The sequence below is a fragment of the Priestia sp. AB genome, from assembly GCF_028369225.1.
GTDB lineage: Bacteria > Bacillota > Bacilli > Bacillales > Bacillaceae_H > Priestia > Priestia megaterium.
In genome coordinates this window covers 1-24,070 of record NZ_JAQMYN010000010.1, presented here as the reverse complement: position 1 = coordinate 24,070, position 24,070 = coordinate 1, and the positions used below count along the sequence as shown (strand labels likewise).

The window sequence follows — 24,070 nt, the reverse complement described above, 5'->3', positions numbered from 1 at the left end:
GGGGGTATCTCTAAAAGAGATATCCACTTAAGTGAGGAGGCAATATAAATATTCAATTGCTTCATGTTTCCTTGTTTAAAAAGCTATCATATCAAGGTTTTTTCTTTAAAAACTGATATAATAGCTTTTATTTATTCAACCTGTAGTTACTGAAATTATACAAATAAAGATGTATAAACAAAGCAATGATTTAAATTGTTCTTTTTCTTTCTCAACGACATGCTTTCAATCCTTATTAGACACATAAATGTTAATTTTCTTCATTCTGTATATTTTCTGTAATTACAACTTTAACCGGCTTATTATCAAAGCGAATCCCAGATAATAAAAAGAGAGCACCTATTAATACTACAATTGCAGCCCCAATTAAAGCAGAGTTGTAATTATGACTAGCAGATGCAAGGTGCCCTGCAAGCAAGGGTCCTATCATTTGACCAGCAGCATAAATAGCTGTGAGGTAACCGATGATACGGCTACTATTCTTTGGATTAATTCGGCTTGCTAATGTTGTAGCAAGCGTTGTAATTCCCATAAATGTTGCTCCAAACAATATTGCACTGACAATTAACCCCGTTTTAGTCATTAATAATACCGGGACTACAATGCCAAATGCTTGTAATAGCAAGGCAACAACTAAGCATTTCACAAACCCCATTTTTTTGGCAAGTGAAGACCAGATAATACAAGATGGAATCGCAGCTAAACCGACAATCATCCATATAAAGGTTGCATCTCCATTAAAATTTGGTATTTGTCCTGCAATAGATATAATGAATGTACCAGTTACAATATACCCGAGACCCTCTAGACCATAGGCTATAACCAACCAAGGAATCCAAGTTGTTGGAGGTCCATGAGAAGGTATTTCCTTCTTCTTATTTTGAGTAGAATTAGAGGTCTCATCCTTTAACCAAACCCATACTAGGAAAGTAAAAACAATACTTAGAATAGAGAGTCCACCCCATGCTCCTGCCCATTTAAAATAATGATTTAAAATAGGAATAATGATTCCAGTAAGAAAAATTCCGACTCCAACTCCTCCATAGAAAAGCCCAGACCAATTTGTTTGCCCTTTTTCAGCCAGTTTATCTAATACAATACTTGAAGCTAAAACAAGTACAAATGCACTGGAAAAACCAGATACGAAGCGAAAAACATACCACGCTGAATACATTTGAAATAACCCCATACCTGCCGTGGTAACTACACTAAGAATTAGACTTAATCTCAAAAATGCTTTTCTACGCTGCTTTAAAGGAAGGATACCTACTAAAACTGCCCCAACTAGATATCCAGCATAGTTGCTTGTAGCAAGATACCCGGCGACTTTATTTGAAAATGACAGGTCACTTTGCATAAGAGGTAGAATTGGCGTATAGGAAAACCGTGCAATGCCCATTGCAACAACTAATGATAATATTCCACCTACTAAAATTTTAATCAAGTTCTCATCTCCTTTAAAAACGTTACTATTTCAGCATATCTCTATTTGGATATATAATAAAATACTTAAAATAGATAACGGGTATCTCTAAAATAGATATAGAAATTCATGGAAGTTTGTATTTTCTCTTAGGCTTCTCATTGAATCTGCCAGCGCGTTCATGACTTTCTAAATCTATAGAGCTTTCTTCACTACCATATTTACACATATGTAAAAGCCCTTTGCTTAATAAGAGCAAAGGACTTTTTATTGAATAAAATATGATAACTTCAATTACTCTGATGGGGTTTATTCCATATAATAGGTACACACTTTCTGATTATGAATCCAAGTTCTAGTTGTGTGGAACTCTTTATCCATATAACGAGGATGCAAATCCATTCTCCTTTTCTAAGATATTATAGAGGACTGATCCTCTCTTCTTGAAACATCTCTATAAATTTAATAAGAGGCGTAGAGAAAGTGGCATCAGTACGATAAATAAAAAGCGTATCGACTAGTGAAAATTTTTCTGGAATAGGATAATGAGTAACCTCCTCTAGATAGCTGTATCTTTGCACAATAGACAATGGCAGTAAAGTAACTCCCAGTCCAGCTGCTATGCACCCCATAAGGGCATCCAAGGAACCAAATTCCATAACTTTAGAAGGTATCACACCTTCTTCATGTAACCAATGCTTTAATTTCTCACGATAAAAACAACCTTTATGTAAGACTAAAAGTGTCAGATTATCAACTTTATGAGATTTTAAAGATTGAGAAAGTAACGAATTTCCTACCAACACCAATTCTTCAGTGAAAACTTTTTTTGCAATAAGATCAGGATGAGATAGAGGTCCAGAGACAAATGCACCGTCTAATTTATAATTTAACACTGCTTCAATATGCTGACTGGTAGGCCCCGTTTTTAAGTTTAAATCTACTTGCGGATAAGCAGAGTGATATCTAGAAAGAAACCTCGGCAAATGAACTGCAGCTGTTGTCTCCATTGATCCGATACCTAATGGACCTTGAGGCTCTTCTTGGTCCCTCATTACTTCTTTTGTTTCATCTAAAAGACGAAAGATTTTATCAGCATAAGTTATTAATAATTCTCCTTTTGCTGTTAGTGTAACTCCTTTATTATGTCGATAGAACAAGACGGTTTGGAGGCTATTTTCTAACTGTTGCATTCGAGTCGTAATATTAGACTGTGCATAATTTAGCTCTTTTGCAGCCTTTGAGATACTCCCATACTCGGCAACTGACTTAAAAATACGCAAGGATTGAATATCCATGTTTTTTCACACCTAATTTCTCTTTGCCATCTGTTATAACGATGACAAATATCTTTTTTTGAATTATACCATATGGAGAAAAACATATATGATAAATATGGAGCATGTTCTATGAGTATCACATGTGCTCTTAATAAAAATGAATTAACTACCAGACCACATCATTTATTTAAATCTTAATACAACTCATGTAGTCTACTTCATAACCCGGGGGAGAAAAATGAATTTAGATAATCGTGTTTGTGAAATTTTAGATATTAAAGTACCCGTTATACAGGCTGGTATGGCGGGAGATAAAATTACAACAGTAGAGCTCATTGTAAACGTATGCGAAGCAGGTGGGCTTGGAACATTAGGCGCTGCTTACATGCATCCAGAGGATATCCGCCAAGCTGTAAGAAAGATTCGGAAATATACCAAAAGGCCCTTTGCTGTTAATCTTTTTGCTACTGAAATGGCAGATAATATAGGTGGGTTAGAAGAGGTCCAGCAGGTATTAAACACGATACGAGGCGTTTTATCTATTAAGCATGTTGAACAAGAAGTCAAAACTAAAAATTTATTTAAAGAGCAGTTTGAAGTATTGGTAGAAGAACAAATACCTATAATAAGCACAGCTTTTGGTGTTCTTCCACCTTACGCGATGAAAATAGCAAAAGAAAATGACATAAAAGTTATGACAATGGTTACAACAGTCAAAGAAGCTCTAACTGCACAAGAACAGGGTACGGATGTGATTATAGCTCAAGGAAGTGAAGCAGGTGGTCATCGGGGAACATTTGATATAAATGAGCATCCTTATGGAGCTAATATTGGACTCTTCTCACTTGTACCTCAAATAGTAGATCAAGTAGATGTTCCTGTCATTGCCACCGGTGGAATTATGGATGGAAGAGGACTAATCGCGGCTTTAGCTCTGGGCGCAAGTGGCGTACAAATGGGAACTGCCTTTTTAGCGACACAAGAATCTGGAGCACATCCTTGTTATAAAGAAGCTCTTCACGAAAGTGATGAAGAAAGCACGGTTCTCACTAGACATTTTTCAGGTCGTCCTGCCCGAGGAATAGCCAATACTTTTATTAAAGAGTTCGAAAATTCTAAGATTAAACCGTTATGTTTTCCTACACAAAATACCATTACAGGAGATATTCGAAGAGCTGCAGCTAAGCTAGGTAATAAAGAATATATGTCTTTATGGTGCGGTCAAAGTACAAGGCTGGTAGAAAGAGATAGAACAGCAGCAGATCTAGTGAAAGCTACTGTGCAACAAGCAGAAAATATTCTAAAAACACTCAATTATAGTTAAATTAATAAATAAGCCCAATTCTATAGTAATTACCGTTTGAATCTATAGAATTGGGCTTTTCCTATTTAATCATTTACTCTAAAGGTATAATAAATTAAATGATGTAAAAAAATATTTGAATTGTAAGGTGAACAACATGAGAATTGGTTTTTTTGACTCTGGCATTGGAGGAATATCGGTATTAAATGAAGCGATAAAACATTTTCCAAAAGAAGATTTTTTATATTATGCTGATACACGCAATGTCCCATATGGAACCAAGACAAAAGAAGAAGTAAATAAACATGTCCAAACTGCAGTGGAAGATATTCTTAAACAAGAGGTTAAAGCACTTGTTATTGCTTGTAATACAGCTACTAGCATCTCTATTAACGAATTAAGGTCTACTTACGATATTCCAATCATCGGAATGGAGCCTGCTGCAAAGCCTGCTATTGAATTAAGTAGTTCAATGGATAAACGAGTGCTTGTTTTTGCTACAGACTTAACATTAAAAGAATTAAAATATAGAAAGCTAATTACCAGAATTGATAAAGATTTAATTGTTGACCCAATGCCTCTTCCAGAATTAGTTGAATTCTGTGAAGACCTAAACTTTAATTGGGATGAATTGAGTACGTATTTTAAGTCAAAGCTAGAAAGATTTGATTTAAACCAATATGGTACAGTTGTTTTAGGTTGTACGCATTTCCCTTATTACAAGCCTATATTAAAAGATTTGCTCCCCTCTCATATTCAACTTATTGATGGCAGTAAAGGAACTGTAGAAAGACTGTCTAGTCTCCTAGAAGAAAAAAATTTATTAAGTAATGATGGAACCAATGATATTTCGTTTCAATGTTCTAATCAGGATAAGAACTATATAACAAAGATGAAGAATGCACTAGGGATCCTTCAAAATACATTAGGTAAAACTGAAAATAACTAAAGTGTTTCCATATCTAAACTAAAAAAGCTCTCATTCTAAGAGCTTTTTTTCAGTTTAGATTTCTCTTTATTTTTGGTTATTTTCTCTCTTAATAAAGCTCAAATAAGTATAAAACATTATTTTTTATAATTTAACAACTCTACTTTGGTTATTAGGTTAACATAGTACGTTTTATGTTAACTACAAATGTATAGGATATAAAACAGAAAAACCAACCTGTGAGTGCTAAAGGTTGGTTTTTCTGTTTTTGTAAACGGAGTATAGGAGAATCACTTATATGATACTTCACGGTGCCTTGGATAGTTTACTCACTATTGAAAAAATTCATGTAATAAAAAGCAAAGAATTAGTGTTTTCTTATACTAAACATTTTAGCAGCATGGTCTAAATGGTTTTCTGATTCCTCTAACCGTTTTTGTGTGCTTACTAAAGATTCTTTAAAAGATGAAGGTGTAACGGATAGAACTTCAATACTCATAATTATAGTACTAAAGGCGCTTACTTTAATCACCACTATTAATTTCAGTAGATACTTTAGTACAAGACTTGGTGTATATTATTTGTTGTTTTTAACTATGTAGTGGTCTTTTATAAATTTCCGAGCAATTAAAAATCCATTGATTAATTAACAATAATGGTGAATTTGTTGAATAATCAACGAATTATGCTCAATTAACGATTGAAAGTATCTAGTTTCTTTTTATAATTATAAACAGATGTTGATTAATTAATATTCATTGTCGAGAACCTATGATTAGAAATATGAAAAAAATGTTATTGGTAAAAAGAAAGGGATGGTCAAATGGAATATACGAAACTTGGAAATACCGGTTTGGATGTATCACGTCTTAGTCTTGGCTGTATGAGCTTTGGAATACCAGAACGCTCCTTTCATAAATGGGTACTCGATGAAGAACAAAGTCGATTGATTATTAAGAAAGCCCTTGAGTTTGGTATTAATTTTTTTGATACTGCAAATGTTTATGCAGAGGGAACAAGTGAGGAAATTCTCGGTCGGGCTTTAAAAGACTATGCTAATCGTGATGAAATCGCAATTGCAACAAAAATTTTTTCTCGTATGCATAAAGGACCAAATGGCGCGGGGCTTTCTCGAAAAGCTATTATGAGTGAAATTGATAAAAGTCTAAAAAGACTTGGAACAGATTATGTAGATTTGTACATCATCCATCGTTGGGATGAGAGTACCCCTATAGAAGAGACAATGGAAGCACTACATGATGTTGTAAAGTCCGGGAAAGCAAGATATATTGGTGCCTCTGTTATGTCTGTTTGGCAATTTTTAAAGGCAAACCATATTGCTGAAAAAAATGGATGGACAAAGTTTGTATCTATGCAGAATCATTACAACCTTATATACCGGGAAGATGAAAGGGAATTGCTTTCGCTTTGTAAGGAAGAAAAAATAGGGGTGACGCCATTTAGTCCTCTTGCATCGGGAAGGTTAACTCGTGATTGGTCTGAAACAACGCAGCGTTCTGAAACTGATCAAGTTCAAAAGGCTAAATACGATGCAACTGCTGATGCAGATCGTTTGGTTGTCGAAAGGGTTGCTGCAATTTCGGAACAACGTAGTGTTCCTCGTGTTCAAGTCGCACTTGCTTGGCTCTTGCAGAAAGAACCAGTAACATCCCCAATTGTGGGGGCTACAAAATTGTCTCATCTTGAAGATGCAGTAGCTGCTTTATCCATTAAGTTAACAGCTGAAGAAATAGCTTTTCTTGAAGAGCCTTATGTTCCACATCCAGTATATGGTTTCAACGTTGGATTCAACTAATTACGCGGCAGAAATTAAAGGAGGTTTCTAACATTAGACTTAGAAATCTCCCTTGCTCTAACATGGAAAACAAACCAATTGGTAAAAAATATTTGATATTGCATTTATTCTGCTACTAGAACAAAAACAAGTTAAATTAGAAAGTAAAAAAGGAGAATGAAAATTATGCCTGTGATAACAGTTGAAGCATCTAAATTGACTAAAGAACAAAAGAGAAAGTTAATAAAAGAACTTACTACGTCAGCTGCAAATACCATGGATCTACCAGAACAAGCATTCTTTGTTTTTATAAAGGAAAATGACAGAGACAATATAGGTGTTGCAGGTGAGCTTTTATCAGATAGATAAATTATTCTTTAAGGAGAGATTATAAATGAAAACTTTAGTTCTTGTTTTTCATCCTGAACTAACTACTTCTCGTGCTAATCAACTACTGACAGAAGAAGTGGAGAAACAAGAGAACGTCACCGTTCATCGTGTTTATGAAGTATATCCTGATGAGCAGCTTGATGTTGGAGCTGAACAGAGATTACTTGAGAATCACGACCGTATTGTTCTGCAATTCCCTTTCTACTGGTATAGCACACCTCCATTGCTAAAAAAATGGGAAGATGCTGTGCTTTCTTACGGATGGGCTTTTGGAAGCAAAGGGAATAGACTGCATGGTAAAGACTTGCTTATTGCCGTAACTACAGGAGCTGCTGAAGAAAACTATTCACCAGAAGGTAATTTTAAATATACGGTTTCCGAGTTACTGCGACCTCTTCAGGCAACAAGTAACTTGATTGGTACACGATATTTGAAACCTTACGTATTATATGGAGTAAATCAACTATCTGATGAGCAGCTTGAGGAAAGCGCTAAAAATTATGTTGTCTATGCTTTGAATCCAGAGCTAGAGACACTACCTATTCGGTAGTCTGAACCCACACCGAAGATAATAGTACGTTTTATGTGGTTTCTGAATTGAACGTAGTAACATAAGGGTGATTTCTCTCCAAGTAGTATAAAATTCTATTTAGATGAAAGATCAAGTATAAGCTTATTAAATAACCTGGGTCCTCTACTATAGGATCCAGGTTATTTAATTTCTTTTAGCAATGTAATAAATTGTTATAAGTTTCGGTCTAAAAATATCCCCGTTTGCTCGGCTATTACATTAGTCGGAACGTGCATGCCATTCTTAAACCACCATTCTACTGTCCCTACGATGGCTGAGGCAAAAAATTGAAGAACCACGTCTTTACTTAATCCTTGATTTTCGCCTTCAGTTGTATCGACTTCAGGACTATACTCCTGGATGACTAAATCAAGAAAACGACTACGAAAATAATGAGCCCCTTTACTTTCTAACATAGTGGAGAAGAATAGGTGATGATGCTCAAAATATTCAAACCAAATATAATTGCCTTCTTGAAATGTCATATCAGCAGCTGAATGACATAGGTCTCTGAGATTATTCATATGTTCCTCGATCATCTTATCTAATAAATCGTATTTATCCATGTAGTGAAGGTAAATAGTTCCTCGATTAACATTTGCTCTGTCAGCAATATCCTGAATGGTAATGTCGTCAAAACGTTTTTCAGTCATTAATTCAGTAACAGCCTTTTTTATAGCCTCTTGGCTTTTGATTATTCTTCTATCTACTTTAGTCATTCTAAAAACCCCACTTTTTTCTAAAGATATTTAACAATATTTATTCATTTGTTGAGTAATCAACGAATTGTACTCAATTAACGATTGAACGCATCTTGTTAGCTTTTATAATTATAAACAAGTGTTGATTAATCAATCAATAGTGGTTTTTATAACAATTGATAAGCCATAGAATACAAATTTCTATGAAAGTATTGGAGGAATCAAAATGACAAAACATGAAGACGTAAAAAACGGTGTTATTTTTTCAGTGGGTGAAAAAAATGATGCATATGCACAATTTTTTGTGGGACAAAGTTATCTGCAAACATTAGTTGCAGACCCTAAGGTGAATGTTGGAGTTGGAAATGTCACCTTTGAACCAGGATGTCGGAACAACTGGCATATCCATCGAGGTGGATTTCAAATCTTGCTAGTAACAGGTGGAGAAGGTTGGTATCAGGAAGAAGAAAAACCTGCACAATTCTTAAAAGCTGGAGATGTCGTTGTCACGCATGATGGTATAAAACATTGGCATGGTGCTACAAAAGACAGCTGGTTTGAACACATTGCTATCACTGCAGGTAAGCCAGAATGGTTAGAACCTGTTTTAGACGAAGTATATAACAATATAACTAAGTAAATTGAAAGAAGGCTTAATAAAAAAGTGGAGAGAATTGCTGCATTAGATAAAAACAAGAGCATATTTCCTTCAAAAATAATCCTAATAGAGTCAAATTTTATGCTAATGAGAAGTTTGGTATTTAATGACCTTAGCAACTAGGTTTTTCGCCTTAAGAATATGAAAATGATCTATTTGTTTCTTGCTCCAACTTTGGAAAGTACACCATAACTTCTGTAGCATGGTTAGTCCTATAAGGTTTGGGAATTAAACACGTTGCATATGGAGGAGTGCTGTTTTCATGGCAAGTCCATCTATTTTATTCCTAACTTCTCTATACAATCTGGTAACACTGCTTTCGAAGTAAGTGAAAGGAGCAAGATAAGTGTGTTAAAAAGACAATTTAAAATTATAACTCATACAGGATTTGCTGCTCCAGCAACCATGTTAGTAATGAGTACTAGCATGGTCAAATCCAGAATGATACTTGAATATAGAGATGATTTCATTGAGCTAAGGAACTCTCCTAAGACCGTAATGGATATTATGTTATTAAACATTAGACCCGGAGATTATTTTAATATAAAAGCAGATGGAATTGACGAGTATGAGGCGCTACAATCAATTGAAATTTCTCTCAGTAATTTAGGGTTAGAGTGTTTATAGTGAAACAATTAATCCTCTAATATTTTCTAGGCATGTTGAAATTGAAGAGGGAGTTTTGTAAGGGGTACCTCTATTGAAGGCTAATCATCTCAGGTTGCTTTATTAATTGGAATGATTTTGTCTAGGTGTAGAATTTGGAATCTAAGCATCCAAGAACGACTGAACATAAAATTAATTATTTAATAAAAAAATTAAGTTCAACAGGAGGAATATTTATGAACCGTATCGATAAGAGCAAGGAAAAGTTTGAAAAGCTATTCGGTGAAGGAGTAGCTGCTGCACAGGCTACTGACCCTGATCTTCAAGACATTCTGAGCCATTTCATTTTTGGAGAAGTTTTTTATCAAGGTAATCTAGATGACAAACAGCGTGAGCTAATTACTTTGGTGGTTCTTGCTACTAACCAAACGTTGCCTCAATTAAAAGCACATGTTGGTGCAGCATTGAATGTTGGGCTAACACCTGTAGAAATCAAAGAGGCCATTTACCAGTGCGCACCCTATATTGGTTTTCCAAAAACGTTAAATGCTATCAATGAAGTTAATGAGGTATTTACAGCAAAGAATATCGCTTTACCTGTTGAAAGCCAAAAGACAGTAGACGAAGATAATCGCTTTCAAAAAGGGCTCGCTACTCAAGTAGAGATTTTTGGAGATGTCATAAAAAAAATGCAGGAGAGTGCTCCACCAAATCAAAAGCACATACAGGAATATCTTTCTGCTTTTTGCTTCGGAGATTTCTATACTCGGGGTGGACTTGATTTAAAAACACGAGAGCTATTAACGCTATGTATTTTAAGCGCGTTGGGCGGCGCTGAAGGTCAAGTGAAAGCACATGTGCAGGGTAACAAGAATGTGGGAAATGATAAGGAAACATTAATTACTGCTATCACTCACTGCCTACCATATATGGGCTTTCCGAGAACTCTTAACGCATTAGCATGTGTCAATGAAATTATTCCTGAAAATTAAGAAATTAAGAAGCTAGTAGGCTATTTATAAAAGGATATAAATAACGCCCCTTTAAGTAGTCATCCTTTAAAGGATGACTACAATTTTCCAATCTATAGTTAAAGGGTTTATTGTGCATTTTTCTTGATTCGAAAAAAGTGAATGGTAACAAACAACTTAATCACTGCCTACCATCAAAGTAAGGAGCTATATAAATGAAGGATAAGACTACTACCTATCAATTTCTATTTGCCTTGTTACTTTCTGCCTTTTCCGCATTAGGTCCCTTTACCGTTGATATGTACCTTTCCTCGTTGCCTCAAATGATGAAAGATTTTAATACAACGGCATCTTTAATTCAATTGAGCCTGACTGCTGGTTTGTTAGGGTTAGGTCTAGGACAGCTCGTCGCTGGACCTTTGAGTGATGTTCATGGCAGACGTAAGCCTTTACTGATTTCAATGATACTCTATTTTCTCATTTCTATAGCATGTGCGTTTTCCCCGAACATCGGTATATTTATTGCTTTACGCTTCATTCAAGGATTTGTAGCTTCCGCAGGACTTGTTATTTCTCGCGCGGTTGTTCGCGATCGCTACAGTGGAGTAGAAATGGTCAAATTCATGGCACTGTTGACGATGATTAGTAATATCGCTCCGTTAATTTCTCCTACTGCTGGAAGCACAGTAACTACGTTCACTTCATGGATTGGTGTATTTATTTTTCTTGGATTTTTAGGGCTTGTTTTAACAGGTTTAACCGTATGGGGAATAAAAGAAAGCTTGCCTATTGAACAGCGTGTTCCCGGTAATTTTAAGGAAGTAGTAAGAAACTATGGTTCTTTACTTCGGGATCGGAGCTTTATGGGATATGCGCTTGTTAATGGCATATTGTTCTCTGGTGTGTTCGCCTATGTTGCTGGTACACCGTTTATTTATCAAAATATGTACGGGATATCGCCTCAGCTGTTTTCAGTTCTTTTTGCTTTAAATGGACTTGGGATTATTTTGGGATCACAACTGGTCAAACTACTAGCAGGGAAGATGGATGAGCGTCGGATCTTTCGAATTGGACTGTTGTTGGCTTTCATCACTACTGCTTCCGTCTTGATTGTCGTGCTAGTTCACGGACCTTTCGTTGCTTTGTTCATTGCAATCTTCTTATTCGCAGCAGCTATTGGAATGATTGGACCAATTTCATTCACATTGGCTATGGAATCACAAGGACACATTGCAGGGAGTGCGGCTGCTGTATTAGGTACTCTTCAATTTGCATTAGGTGCTGTCACTTCTCCTTTAGTAGGTATTGCAGGAGAAAATTCTGCTATTCCCTTCGGAATAACAATTTTTATGACAAGTATACTAGCTGTTATATCTTACGTAATCTTGATAAGAAGGGCATCAACAGCTTCAAAATACAAACATTATACTAAATAAGAAATCGGAGGCTTTAGCATGCAAACTGTTATATTAAACAATGGTGTGGAGATGCCAATACTCGGATTTGTAGTTTATCAAATTGATGATGAAGATGTATGCGAGGAATCGGTTTATAATGCTTTGATGGAAGGTTATCGCCTGATTGATACGGCTGCTGCTTATGAATATAGCGACGGTACTTCTTAGAAAATGTTTTATGGTAACTAAAAATATATGTAGTTTACAGCCTAAAAACAGAAAAACTTACTACTTCTGCACAGTAAGTTTTCTGTAACGCAATCTTATTTTTTGATGATCCAATCCATCTTAGGTAGTTTGCTCAATGTACTGAAAGGCTATTCCCATACCATCAGTAAACTCATACATTTTTTACGGATGAATTTTTCTATGCCTGAATAGCTAACCTTATGTTATGATAATTGGTAGCATTTTCAGAAAGAAATGGAGTGGTTGTAATGGTAAGGAGAAGATAGGTAGCCTCCTGTAATAGACGTTTGAGTGATCTTAGGAGGCTATTTTACTATATAGGAGATGTTATCCGTAATGAAACAAAATAAATATGATGTTGAAAAATTCTTTTCTGCATACGAGCAGATGCCACGTTCTATTAAAGGACTTGAGGGAGCCGGAGAGTGGCATGTATTAAAAACGTTAATGCCAGATATGAAAGATAAAAAAGTACTGGATCTAGGGTGTGGCTTTGGGTGGCATTGCCAATTTGCAAGCCAAAAAGGGGCACGTTCAGTAATCGGTGTGGACATATCTGAGAAGATGCTTCAAAAAGCTCGTGAAAAAACAGAGGATCCTTCTATTTCATACATCCAAATGCCAATAGAGGATATTGATTTTAAAGAATCAGAATTTGATGTGGTTATTAGTTCTTTAGCTTTTCATTATATTAAGTCATTTAGAGAAGTTGCTAAAAAGATATCTAGTTTTTTAAAATCGGGTGGCACATTTCTTTTCTCAGTAGAGCATCCGATCTTTACTTCTCGGGATGAACAAGACTGGTACTATGATGATGATGAAAATCCTATACATTGGCCTATCGATCATTATCAAGAAGAAGGGATTCGGAATACGTCCTTTTTAACTGAGGATGTAATAAAATATCATCGTACGTTTTCTACTTATATGAATGACCTGATTAGTACCGATTTTACAATCAAAGCAGTAAAGGAACCAATGCCTTCTGATAAAATGTTAGAAAGTACCCCTGAAATGGTACATGAAACTAGAAGACCCATGTTTTTAATAATCTTGGCAGAAAAAAATTAATTTGTTTCATAAAGAAGAATCAATTAGCTAATAAAAAGGTGTCCTAACCTACTAAAAGGACACCTTTTTTATTTCCGATAATGATGATTATGTTGACTAATTTTGTATGTTATATACATGTATTTATGATAAATAAAAATCATATACAATCTTCAAATGAAAAAATTATGTTTGTATTTCAGACTCACTGGAAACTGCATTAAAAACAGTTTTTGTTTTAAAATATGAAAACAAATAGCAGCCACTAATTACAATTATGCTACCTATTCCTTGAACCCGGCTCATTTCTTCTCCTAATATTATGTAGGCTAGGATAGATGTAAATATGGGATTAAAGTTTAAAAACAATCCTGATGTATTAGTTCCCAATTTTTGAACACCAACATTCCACAGAACCATACAAACAACTGTTGAAATAATGCCAGTGTATAAAATAGATTTTATGAAAGAAGAATCCATTTGGATAACCCTAAAACTTGAAATATTAAAAGGTAAAAGAACAAGCAATCCAAATATCCCCGAATATAAAGTAGACATCATGGGACTTATCGTTTGCATAGCCCATTTACTACATACTGAATATAGCCCCCAGACGCCTACTGCTCCTAACATATATAAATCCCCTATATTGAATTGTAATGAGAAAATAAAATGAAGATTCCCTTTTGAAAGTACAAGAATAACTCCAAAGAGGGAAAGGATCATAGAAAAAAGCTGTAATACATTAATCTTCTCTTTTAAGAATAGAAAGGAAAAAATAGCAATTGAAAGCATGTTTAGCGTCGATATTAGTCCAACATTAATAGCTGATGTCTTTGCTAGGGACATAAATTGCAATATTTGAAATAGGACTACCCCGGTAACTCCCATGAAAATCAATGGAATAATAGCTTTTTTATGAGGGAGAATCTTTTTTTCTGTCAAAAAAACGATAGGGGCTAGAAGAGCGATAGCAATCATCCACCTTAGACTAGTTAATGTTGTAGGAGAAGCGTGATCGGTAAGTGTTTTTCCTACAATGAAGTTCCCTCCCCACAGTAAACTTGTGAAAAGTAATAACAAATAATATCTCATATCATTTAGCTCCTTTTCTATTTTCATTGAGATAACGAAAAAGATAGAAGCCATTGTGCACAATGATACTTCTTATTAATTATTTTAACATTATCACGCGACTAACATTTAAATCTTTTGTATAATTAAGTAAAAACAAAATATTTAAAAATAAATCAGTTAATTTTATTTGTGAAATTAATTAAAATCGTTTTTGAAGGAGCGTTCTTAAAATAATTGTAAAAGGAATGATAAACTATGGAATCCGTTATGAGTAAGGTTTTAGATAAAGTAGATATCCAAATTTTAGATTTGTTACAAAGAGAAGCTAAGTTAAGTAATATAGAGATCTCAAAACGCGTTAATTTATCTCCTCCAGCAGTACATATACGGATTAAGCGTTTAGAAAATGAAGGTTTTATTAAAAGACAAGTTGCTATTTTAGACCAAGAGAAATTAGGTTTCGACTTATTATGCTTTATTTTTATGAGTACAAATATACATCAAGCCGAAAAATTAGATGTGTTAGAAAATGTCCTACGCTCTATGCCAGAAGTTTTGGAGTGTCATTGTTTAACTGGAGAATATGATTATCTTCTGAAAATTGCCAATAGAGATAGAAAGGAATTAGAAGCATTTATTAGAAAGTTAAATAAGCTTGGTATAACAAGGATTCAAACTAGCTTAGCTCTAAGAGAAATTAAAGACTCAACTTTGCTCCCTATCTAAGGTTTAAATTTAAAGGAATATCATATGTAGCCTAAAATAGAAAGAACTACTGTCCCTGACCAACAGTAGTTCTTTCTCATGCAGACAATCAGAAAATTGTGTTACAAATACCAACGTCGGAAGGTATTCTAATCACATTTTGTTCCAATTATCTAAGAGATATACTAATACATATAAATTTAAAAACAAATTATATAATGGACTCTACTTAGATAGAAACCAATTGTTTCTTCTATCTAAGTTAAGTAAATGCTAATATACTTAATATGTTATTAAAGTCTCACCACTTACTATAGATGATGTCAAATTGTTACTTATTCTAACTTTAAATATAAATTGTATAGTATTACAACGCGTGATATATAAGTAAAAAAGATAATGCCATTTATATAAGTTTGATTTAATGTTTTTAACATATGTAACAGTTAACTTACCTACTTAAAAATAGTGTTACATATTACATACCTTATAGAAAAACGTTGTATTTGTCGTCAGGTAGAGTAAATAGTGAAACTATAACTTTCATAATATACTTTATATATTTACCGTTTTAAATAAAATACGTTTATATTGTATTTTTAATTAAGAATATCTTTTCTAAAATATATTAATATCAAATAATTATACACTTTCTGTTTATTTATCATAGATACATCAATTTCTTAAAAGGGAAGTAGAAGATATAGTGGTATGTGATAAGAAGTAAAATTAGGTATTTGTCCTCATGAAGAGTAAATATTAAAACTAAATATTTTCAGGAAATACCTTAAGATTTACTTAACATAATTATGGATTATTAGAACCAATTTTTAAAAAGAGCACATTGTTGCATCAAGCGTGTCAAAAAAGTTATGATGGAGCAGTTTGATGAAAAATGTAGGGGTGTCTTTGCTACATGTAACATGTTTTACGGTAATTAACATTGTATATAAATATATAGTGGTACCTTTAACAGAAAAGATAAGTTTCATTAATAACTGTAATTTAATACCAAAAACATTGAGAATAATGGAATATACATATATAATAACAATATCTAAAGCGCTTTCTATATCTTTAAAATAAAAGATGCTATAAATTGTTTATAATATCTTTTGTTTAATATATCTAAAGCGCTTTTCAATTAATGATTATATCAATTAATAAGTATTCGCGAGTAAAAAAGACAAAAAACAGAAGTTATTACATCAATTGTATAAGCTTATAAAGCTGATTAAGGAAGTTACTATAAAAGTAACTGAACTGGTTAATCGTATGATAGAAAGAAGGTATATAATAAATGAAATCAACTATCTATGATGTGGCAGAAAAAGCAGGGGTTTCTATATCTACAGTATCAAAGGTTTTAAATAATCAACCAGTAGGAAAGAAATCAAAACAAAAAGTTTTAAAAGTAATGCAAGAGCTAAATTATAAGCCAAGTGTCGTTGCATCTGCCTTAACAGGGAAGCGAACATCTACAATTGGATTTCTGCTACCGGATATAGCTAACCCTATAGTTGCAGAAATGGCTCGTAGAGTAGAGGATCGGGCACATGAATATGGATTTAATGTTGTGGTTTGTAGTACCGATTTGAAGTTAGAGAAAGAAGAACGCTACGTGTCTTTGCTAAGGCAGAAACGTGTAGATGGATTTATTCTAGCCGGTGGCTTTAGAAACAGAGAAATAGCTTTAGAATTGGTAAAGGATAATATTCCAGTTATACTTCTTTCTGAATCTCAGCCGTATTCATCTCTTACCACCGTAACGGTTGATAATTTTATTGGAGGATATGAGTTAGCTTCTCATTTAATCTCTCTAGGTCATAGAAGAATTGCAGTTATTGCAGAGGATAATTCAAGTAGTCAGGAGCGTATACGTGGATACAAGCAAGCGTTAAAAGATAATGATTTGGATATTCCTGAAGAACTGATTGTGACTAGTAATTCAAGTCCGGAACATGCACAACTTTTAACAACAAGCTTATTGGATTCTTTCAACCCGCCTACTGCAATTATGTCTTGTAACGACGTATTAGCAATTGGAACTCTTTTGGGAGCGCGAGAAAAAAGTTTAAAAGTTCCTGAAGATCTATCCATCACCGGGTTTGATAATACCTTGTTATCTAAAAGTTGTGACCCTCCTTTAACAACAGTAGAAGTACCAGTTCAAAATATGTGCTCTCAAGCTGTGGATTTACTTATTGAAGAGATAAAAGGAAAAAGAATAGAGAAACAAAAGATTTTAATGTTACCTAAATTGATTATTAGAAAATCAACGAGCTTTTGTCCGGTACAATCTAGAAACGTAACTTCTATACAAAATGAATGATTTACTAGTATGTTGGTGTTTGAAAAAGAAAAATGAACAGAAGAAGCCAACAAATTTATGTTCAAAAGAGCGATCTAAGTATTAATGGATCTAGCTTAATATTTGAATTTTTATATTATAGTGATGTTGAACATGTATATATATGCTCAACATCACTTTTAATTATAAATCGAAAGCTCAATAATTAATTTGCTTTTCTCTCAAATATAGTGGTTAAATATATGCTTCTACACCTTCAAGTTGATAATTTAAGGTTTGTAAAGTATGTAGAATAGGGCGGCAATAAAAAAGTGGTCGATTAATTTCTTATAAAATAAATATATAAAGCGCTTTATGTTTAAAATTATCCATTATATAAAATAGAATATCTTTTCTAAAAAGGGTAGTTATTATTGATCTGTTGGTGCCTTTCGCCTTAAGTGGAACGGCCTTATGTTAAAAGTGAGGATATAGCCCTTAAAAAAATATTTACAAAATATACTGAATATTATACAATTGGTTTACAAAACATAAAGCGCTTTCGTTATTTTAGATTAATAAGACATTTTAAATGCTTATCATATATGTTTATACAAAATGTAAAGCGCTTTATGTTTTATGTGCAGTCCATATATGTGTAAAGATTATTTAGAGGAGGAGATGAATATAGAATGGTGAAAAAAAAGTGAGATAAAAGTGAGGGAACAAATGCTATATAATCTACCTACTACATAGTTAGTAATGGAATGGAATTGATAGTTATAGAGAGTAAGTTGTTATAAAAAAATTTAAGAAAATAGGGATGTAGAGTAAGGTTATTTGAGATAGTTCAGTTTTATTTAAAGTGAGTGGTGATTTACTTTTATTAAGATAAATGAAAGCGCTACCTTGCGCGTTATTAAAAACTATATTTTTTCTCTTATTAGTTTGATAAATAAGGACAAACGAATTAATGCATTAATTGGAGTTAATAAAATATGACCAATGAGGATGATAATGCATGAGTAATCAAGCAATTAAAAAGCCAAAAAATCATAAGAGTTATTTACAAATCATTATGGTTTCTGCTACGTTTGGTGGACTTTTATTCGGCTATGACACGGGGGTAATTAATGGGGCTTTACCTTTTATGTCCAGAACTGATCAACTTAATTTAACACCGTTTACAGAAGGTTTTGTTACAAGTTCATTGCTTTTTGGGGCAGCAATCGGTGCATTTTTAGGTGGACGACTGGCGGATCACTATGGACGCCGAAAAACAATTTTAAATCTTGCATTACTATTTTTGATTGCAACGATTGGTACAGCTTTTGCTCCTAATATTCCAGTTATGGTACTTTTTCGCTTTATGCTAGGTCTAGCTGTTGGTGGAGCATCTTCAATGGTACCAGCCTTTTTAGCAGAAATGGCACCAGCAGAGAAAAGGGGAAGAATGGTTACCCAGAACGAGCTTATGATTACTGGAGGTCAATTACTGGCCTACGTTTTTAATGCTATTCTTGGTGTAGTATGGGGAGATGTTGGACATGTCTGGCGATATATGCTGATCTTGTGTGCAATTCCTGCTGTAATGTTGTTTATCGGTATGCTGATTGTTCCCGAAAGTCCACGTTGGCTAGCCTCCAAAGGAAGAAAAGATGAGGCCTTACGGGTATTAAAACAAATTCGTAATGAAAATCAAGCTGAAGCTGAGTATGAAGAGATTCAAGAGGCAGTAAAACGAGATTCAACGCTTATGAAAGCTTCCATTAAAGACTTTTCTACACCTTGGCTGAAGCGTATTTTATTCATCGGAATTGGAGTGGCTGTTGTTAATCAGATTACAGGTGTTAATTCAATTATGTATTATGGTACTCAGATTCTTCAGGAATCTGGTTTTGGTACAAAAGCAGCTTTGATTGCTAACATTGCTAACGGGCTAGTTTCGGTAATTGCTGTTTGTTTCGGTATATGGCTGGTTGGAAAAGTTAACCGCCGCCCGATGTTAATTGTTGGGCTTTCTGGAACTTCATCTGCGCTTTTACTTATTTCAATATTTTCTAATATTCTTGAAGGCTCTGCCTCACTTCCCTATGTTGTACTTTCTTTAACTGTTATATTTCTTGCATTCATGCAGGGGTGCATAGGTCCAGTAACATTTTTAGTTATTGCAGAAATATTCCCACAAAGATTAAGAGGCCTTGGTTCGGGCATCAGTATATTCTTCTTGTGGATAGTAAACTGTATAATTGGGTTTTCATTCCCCGTCTTACTAAGCTCTATTGGTTTGTCCGCAACATTCTTAAGTTTCGTATTCCTTGGATTATTAGGCATTTGGTTTGTATATAAATTTATGCCAGAAACAAATGGCCGTTCACTTGAGGAACTAGAAGAAGAGTTTCGTTCAAAATACGACAAGAAGAGTAATACTACTCCGATAAATAAGGCTCAGTAGAAGTAAACTGTGGGATTTATAAGAATATCTAAAAAACAATATGAAAACGCTTAAATAAATATATAGAAACTGGGAGTGTTATAGATGAGTATAAAAATTTCAGGAGCGCCTTGTTGTTGGGGCGTTGATGATCCTAAAAATCCATATCTTCCACCTTGGGAAAAAGTTTTAAATGAAGCTTCACAAGCTGGTTATAAAGGAATTGAGTTAGGACCTTATGGATATATACCCATGAATATTGAAAGAGTACAAGCAGAGCTCTCTAGAAATGATTTAACGATAATAGCAGGGACAATTTTTGATGATTTAGTATCAGAGTCTAACTTAGAAAATTTATTACATCAGGTCGATGATATTTGTTCATTAATAACAAAGCTACCTTCAACTCCGCAAGAAAAAGAACAGAAATTTCTAACTCCCTATTTAGTCATTATTGATTGGGGACATGATGAGAGGGATTATTACGCGGGCCACCCTGACAAGGCAGTACGATTATCTGAAAGGGACTGGGGTAATATGATGGGCCATATTCGTGCACTGGCAGAAAGGGCATGGAAAAAATATGGCGTACGTTCTGTCATTCACCCACACGCAGGTGGTTATATTGAATTTGAAGACGAAATTGAAAAACTTTTAGAAGATATACCTTATGAAATGGCGGGACTTTGCCTAGATACAGGGCATTTATATTATTCAAAAATGGATCCGTTAGAGTGGCTTCAAAAGTGCTCAGATCGATTAGATTACATTCATTTTAAAGATATTGATCTTGATATATATAAACAAGTAATGGAAGAACGTATTCGCTTTTTCGATGCTTGCGCTAAAGGGGTTATGTGCCCGATTGGACAAGGCGTCATTGATTACAATTCGATTCATAAATTGTTGAAGGAAATCAATTACCATGGATACATCACAATTGAGCAAGAGCGAGATCCTAGAAACTCTGACACAAGTTTACGTGATGTTAAACAAAGCGTTGATTATTTAAAAAGTGTGGGTTATTAATAAGAATTTGATTGAGAGAAAAGGGGATGTAGAGAATGATTTACGGAGAGAAAAAGGTAGATAAACCAATTCGTTGGGCAATGGTAGGCGGCGGAAAAGGAGGTCAAATTGGTTATATCCACCGTTCAGCTGCATTGAGAGATAATAATTTTCAATTGGTAGCTGGAGCATTTGACATCGATCCAGCACGTGGGAAGGACTTTGGTGTCAATTTACATGTTGATCCAGAGCGTTGCTACCCTAATTATGAAACCATGTTTGAAGAAGAAACTAAACGTAAAGATGGCATTCAAGCTGTCTCAATTGCTACTCCAAATGGAACACATTTTGAAATTACAAAGGCGGCGTTACATGCTGGTCTACATGTGGTATGTGAAAAGCCATTATGCTTTACGAGTAAAGAGGCAGAAGAATTGGAGATTCTTGCGAAAAAGAAGAACCGTGTTGTGGGGGTTACATATGGTTATGCAGGACATCAAATGATAGAACAAGCACGTCAAATGATTGCAAATGGAGATTTAGGTGAAATTAGAATTGTTAAAATGCAATTTGCTCACGGTTTCCATTCATCCGCAGTAGAGGAAGGTAACGCAAGTACAAAATGGCGTGTTGATCCTAAAGTAGCTGGACCTAGTTATGTATTAGGTGATGTAGGAACGCATCCTCTTTACTTGTCTGAGGTAATGTTGCCCAATCTAAAAATCAAGAAATTAATGTGTTCTCGTCAAAGTTTTGTAGATAGTCGCGCCCCCCTTGAAGACAATGCTTTTACAATTATGGAATATGATAATGGTGCGGTTGGAACCGTTTGGTCATCATGCGTAAATGCTGGCTCTATGCATGGCCAAACTATCCGTGTGATTGGTTCAAAAGCTAGTATTGAATGGTGGGATGAACATCCTAATCAATTACGCTATGAAATCCAAGGTAAGCCAGCTCAGGTTTTAGATCGAGGCATGGATTACCTTTACCCTGAAGCATTGGTTGACGATCGTATAGGTGGAGGACACCCTGAGGGACTATTTGAAGGCTGGTCAAATCTATACACGCGTTTCGCACTAGCAATGGATGCTGCAGATCGTGGGGAAACACTAGAGAATATGTGGTATCCAGATATTAAGGCAGGAGTTGAAGGGGTTCGATGGGTAGAGAATTGTGTACGTTCTGCTGATAATGGTGCTGTTTGGGTAGAGTATCAATAACTTTTAAAGGTGATTCAATTCATTCTATATAACTGATGCATAGAGGAATCAATTAAAATTTGAAAATATGCTTTACTTCAATTAAGAGGTAAAGCATTTTTTTAGTCTTTTATTCTCTGGATAACCAATCATTAACTTAACACCTTTTGGTGCAGTAAATGATTCTCACTCGAAAGAGGTACACTGATAAATAATTAAAAATTAGAGACCTTCAACAGATATAACTATAAATTCATCGAGGAAATTGATTTTAGATTTATAATTTGAGGATGAGGATTATAATGTTAAAAACAAAGCGAATTCAACAAATTCAGGAATATGTTTTTGAACACCAATCTGTCTCATTAGAGGATCTCGGTACTGTTTTTGGTGTTTCTAAGACCACGATTAGACGTGATATTCGAAAGCTGATTAAAGAAGGGATGATTCAAAAAGTATATGGTGGAGTAGCTATAAACCATGCAAAACTTGAATCATTTAACGAGAGAAAAGCACGAAACCAGCTTCAAAAAAGCTTAATTGCTAAAACTGCAGCTGATTATGTAGAAAATGAAGATGTAATATTTATAGATTCAGGTACAACCACATTAGAAATGGTTACATTTCTAAAAAACAAACAAGTAACTATTATTACTAATAACCTGGATATTATAATTGAAGCCTTACCTTTTGAAAACTTAACTGTGATTTCAACTGGCGGATTGCTCGAACGTGATACTAAATCATTTTCTAGTTATAGCCGCGCAGATTCTTTTAAGAAATATAATTTCGATAAGGTATTCATGGCTTCAACAGGTGTATCAATATTAAATGGAGTTACAAATTCATCGCCGATTGAAAGTGGAATGAAAGAAGCAATAGTAAAAGGAAATGCAGACGTTTTTTTGTTGGTAGATCATACTAAACTTAACAAGTATGCTATGGTTACTTATTGCGGATTAGAAGAGATTGATTACCTAATAACAGATGATATTCTAGATGAAAGTTATCAAGATTATGCTAAAGAAAATAATATTGAGCTCGTCGTTATTAAGGAATAACCAGTTATTATTTTACCTGTTTGCTAGTCGGAGTTAATAATTTAATTAAGAAGTGATTAATCTTTTTTAATTAAAGTCAAAGCCTAATCTAAATCAGGATTAGGCTTTTTAGATTGTCTGGAAACCTTTAAAGTCTTAAAAAGAAGTTAAGAAATTCTTCTTTCAATGAAAAAAAGGATTCTTATTTTAGTTACTCTAACAAGCATTATCAGAAGTAAATAACTTAATACAACAGTAGATACCATTCTGCCTCTTCTTATTGAGGTCTCGATATAACCAAGGGAAAATATATACTAAAAGAGAAAAAAACTTAAGAAGCTCCATTTTAATTTTCGAATTATACTGAAAAGTAGAGAAAAGTCGCGAAATAGTAAGAAAACACTACATTTTACACGCTTTCATTGCCAATGTTTTCGCTTTCATGGTCGTTGTTTCCGTTTCCAGTGCCTTTGCTTAAATAAGGCCATACATGACATAATGAGAACAACAAATCATAAAGGAGGAAAACAAAATGAGAAAAATAATTGAATTAGTTTCTAACGTAAGAGAAGTATATAGTAAATCAATGGATAGTTACGGAAATGCAATTTTAAAAACAAAAGTAAAGTAAGGATGATTTTAGTTGAAAATCTATATGGAATATAAAACTGATCCACCAACCGATTCCCAACGATAAAAATAAGAATCGGTTTTTTTATGAAAAAATTCCTCGACTCCTCTCCACACTTTTAGTTATATCTCCTAAATTAACACCATCACAAAATAGTTATGTATCTACTCTTACTCTATCATAATCAAAGTTATAAACAGTTTTTTGCCTATTATAAATAAAGTACAATAACTAGAGCAAACTACTCAAGATGGATTGGATCATCACTTTACGACTACCTTTCAAGAAACAAAAAAAGCTGCTGTTGAGCCCAGCAGTTTTTTCTGTTTTTAAGCTGTATATGATATACAAGGTTAGTTAA

20 protein-coding genes and 1 pseudogene are annotated in these 24,070 nt (G+C 34.1%); 17 read left to right on the top strand and 4 right to left on the bottom strand.

What is annotated here, in order from left to right:
• Nucleotides 1–250 precede the first annotated feature (250 nt).
• Nucleotides 251–1,444 (bottom strand): YbfB/YjiJ family MFS transporter, encoded by a 1,194-nt coding sequence (locus tag POF52_RS23565; protein WP_271995347.1) that lies wholly within the window; start codon nucleotides 1,442–1,444, stop codon nucleotides 251–253.
• A 398-nt stretch (nucleotides 1,445–1,842) separates the two neighbouring features.
• Nucleotides 1,843–2,721 carry a LysR family transcriptional regulator gene (locus POF52_RS23560; RefSeq protein WP_271995345.1) on the bottom strand — a complete coding sequence of 293 codons (879 nt, stop codon included), beginning with the start codon at nucleotides 2,719–2,721 and terminating at the stop codon, nucleotides 1,843–1,845.
• A gap of 220 nt (nucleotides 2,722–2,941) precedes the next feature.
• On the opposite strand from POF52_RS23560, the gene POF52_RS23555 reads away from it, so the two are divergent.
• The 5 genes from POF52_RS23555 to POF52_RS23535 all read left to right on the top strand — a co-directional run bounded on the left by POF52_RS23555 (nucleotide 2,942) and on the right by POF52_RS23535 (nucleotide 7,669).
• Complete coding sequence (locus POF52_RS23555) at nucleotides 2,942–4,027, top strand: NAD(P)H-dependent flavin oxidoreductase (RefSeq protein ID WP_271995344.1); 1,086 nt, start codon at nucleotides 2,942–2,944, stop codon at nucleotides 4,025–4,027.
• A gap of 136 nt (nucleotides 4,028–4,163) precedes the next feature.
• Nucleotides 4,164–4,955, top strand: coding sequence for a glutamate racemase (murI, locus tag POF52_RS23550; protein ID WP_271995342.1), 792 nt, complete (start codon nucleotides 4,164–4,166; stop codon nucleotides 4,953–4,955).
• A gap of 802 nt (nucleotides 4,956–5,757) precedes the next feature.
• Nucleotides 5,758–6,750 carry an aldo/keto reductase gene (locus tag POF52_RS23545; protein ID WP_271995340.1) on the top strand — a complete coding sequence of 331 codons (993 nt, stop codon included), beginning with the start codon at nucleotides 5,758–5,760 and terminating at the stop codon, nucleotides 6,748–6,750.
• Between the two features lie 165 nt (nucleotides 6,751–6,915).
• Nucleotides 6,916–7,098, top strand: a complete 183-nt coding sequence (dmpI, locus tag POF52_RS23540) for a 4-oxalocrotonate tautomerase DmpI (RefSeq protein ID WP_074898345.1) — start codon at nucleotides 6,916–6,918, stop codon at nucleotides 7,096–7,098.
• Between the two features lie 25 nt (nucleotides 7,099–7,123).
• Nucleotides 7,124–7,669 carry an NAD(P)H-dependent oxidoreductase gene (locus POF52_RS23535; protein ID WP_271995339.1) on the top strand — a complete coding sequence of 182 codons (546 nt, stop codon included), beginning with the start codon at nucleotides 7,124–7,126 and terminating at the stop codon, nucleotides 7,667–7,669.
• A 194-nt stretch (nucleotides 7,670–7,863) separates the two neighbouring features.
• On the opposite strand, the gene POF52_RS23530 is transcribed toward POF52_RS23535, so the two are convergent.
• A complete protein-coding gene (locus POF52_RS23530) occupies nucleotides 7,864–8,409 on the bottom strand; it encodes a TetR/AcrR family transcriptional regulator (protein ID WP_164797708.1) in 546 nt (181 codons plus the stop codon).
• Nucleotides 8,410–8,617: 208 nt separating this feature from the next.
• Here POF52_RS23530 and POF52_RS23525 point away from each other — a divergent pair, with 208 nt between their 5' ends.
• The 6 genes and pseudogenes from POF52_RS23525 to POF52_RS23500 all read left to right on the top strand — a co-directional run bounded on the left by POF52_RS23525 (nucleotide 8,618) and on the right by POF52_RS23500 (nucleotide 13,343).
• The gene (locus POF52_RS23525; RefSeq protein WP_271995338.1) at nucleotides 8,618–9,031 is read left to right on the top strand and encodes a cupin domain-containing protein; all 414 of its coding nucleotides are present in this window, start codon (nucleotides 8,618–8,620) and stop codon (nucleotides 9,029–9,031) included.
• Between the two features lie 366 nt (nucleotides 9,032–9,397).
• A complete protein-coding gene (locus tag POF52_RS23520) occupies nucleotides 9,398–9,676 on the top strand; it encodes an HPr family phosphocarrier protein (protein ID WP_271995337.1) in 279 nt (92 codons plus the stop codon).
• 215 nt (nucleotides 9,677–9,891) lie between these two features.
• Nucleotides 9,892–10,647, top strand: a complete 756-nt coding sequence (locus POF52_RS23515) for a carboxymuconolactone decarboxylase family protein (RefSeq protein ID WP_271995335.1) — start codon at nucleotides 9,892–9,894, stop codon at nucleotides 10,645–10,647.
• A 194-nt stretch (nucleotides 10,648–10,841) separates the two neighbouring features.
• Nucleotides 10,842–12,062: a multidrug effflux MFS transporter gene (locus tag POF52_RS23510; protein ID WP_271995333.1), complete on the top strand. Its 1,221-nt coding sequence runs from the start codon at nucleotides 10,842–10,844 to the stop codon at nucleotides 12,060–12,062.
• Between the two features lie 18 nt (nucleotides 12,063–12,080).
• Nucleotides 12,081–12,227, top strand: a pseudogene (locus tag POF52_RS23505) (aldo/keto reductase); the annotation flags it as partial.
• 381 nt (nucleotides 12,228–12,608) lie between these two features.
• Complete coding sequence (locus POF52_RS23500; RefSeq protein WP_271995331.1) at nucleotides 12,609–13,343, top strand: class I SAM-dependent methyltransferase; 735 nt, start codon at nucleotides 12,609–12,611, stop codon at nucleotides 13,341–13,343.
• Between the two features lie 165 nt (nucleotides 13,344–13,508).
• On the opposite strand, the gene POF52_RS23495 is transcribed toward POF52_RS23500, so the two are convergent.
• Nucleotides 13,509–14,417 (bottom strand): DMT family transporter, encoded by a 909-nt coding sequence (locus POF52_RS23495; protein WP_271995330.1) that lies wholly within the window; start codon nucleotides 14,415–14,417, stop codon nucleotides 13,509–13,511.
• A 237-nt stretch (nucleotides 14,418–14,654) separates the two neighbouring features.
• Between POF52_RS23495 and POF52_RS23490 the strand changes: the two genes are divergently transcribed.
• The 6 genes from POF52_RS23490 (at nucleotide 14,655) to POF52_RS23465 (ending at nucleotide 23,099) form a co-directional block, all read left to right on the top strand.
• Nucleotides 14,655–15,125 carry an Lrp/AsnC family transcriptional regulator gene (locus tag POF52_RS23490; protein WP_271995328.1) on the top strand — a complete coding sequence of 157 codons (471 nt, stop codon included), beginning with the start codon at nucleotides 14,655–14,657 and terminating at the stop codon, nucleotides 15,123–15,125.
• Between the two features lie 1,279 nt (nucleotides 15,126–16,404).
• Nucleotides 16,405–17,436, top strand: a complete 1,032-nt coding sequence (locus tag POF52_RS23485; protein WP_271995326.1) for a LacI family DNA-binding transcriptional regulator — start codon at nucleotides 16,405–16,407, stop codon at nucleotides 17,434–17,436.
• Nucleotides 17,437–18,415: 979 nt separating this feature from the next.
• On the top strand, nucleotides 18,416–19,849 hold the full coding sequence (locus POF52_RS23480; RefSeq protein ID WP_176583645.1) for a sugar porter family MFS transporter: 1,434 nt from the start codon (nucleotides 18,416–18,418) through the stop codon (nucleotides 19,847–19,849).
• 84 nt (nucleotides 19,850–19,933) lie between these two features.
• Nucleotides 19,934–20,857 (top strand): sugar phosphate isomerase/epimerase family protein, encoded by a 924-nt coding sequence (locus POF52_RS23475; RefSeq protein ID WP_271995323.1) that lies wholly within the window; start codon nucleotides 19,934–19,936, stop codon nucleotides 20,855–20,857.
• 35 nt (nucleotides 20,858–20,892) lie between these two features.
• The gene (locus POF52_RS23470; protein WP_271995321.1) at nucleotides 20,893–22,059 is read left to right on the top strand and encodes a Gfo/Idh/MocA family protein; all 1,167 of its coding nucleotides are present in this window, start codon (nucleotides 20,893–20,895) and stop codon (nucleotides 22,057–22,059) included.
• Between the two features lie 281 nt (nucleotides 22,060–22,340).
• Entirely contained in the window at nucleotides 22,341–23,099 is a 759-nt protein-coding gene (locus tag POF52_RS23465) for a DeoR/GlpR family DNA-binding transcription regulator (protein WP_271995319.1), read from the top strand.
• The last annotated feature ends 971 nt before the right edge of the window (nucleotides 23,100–24,070 follow it).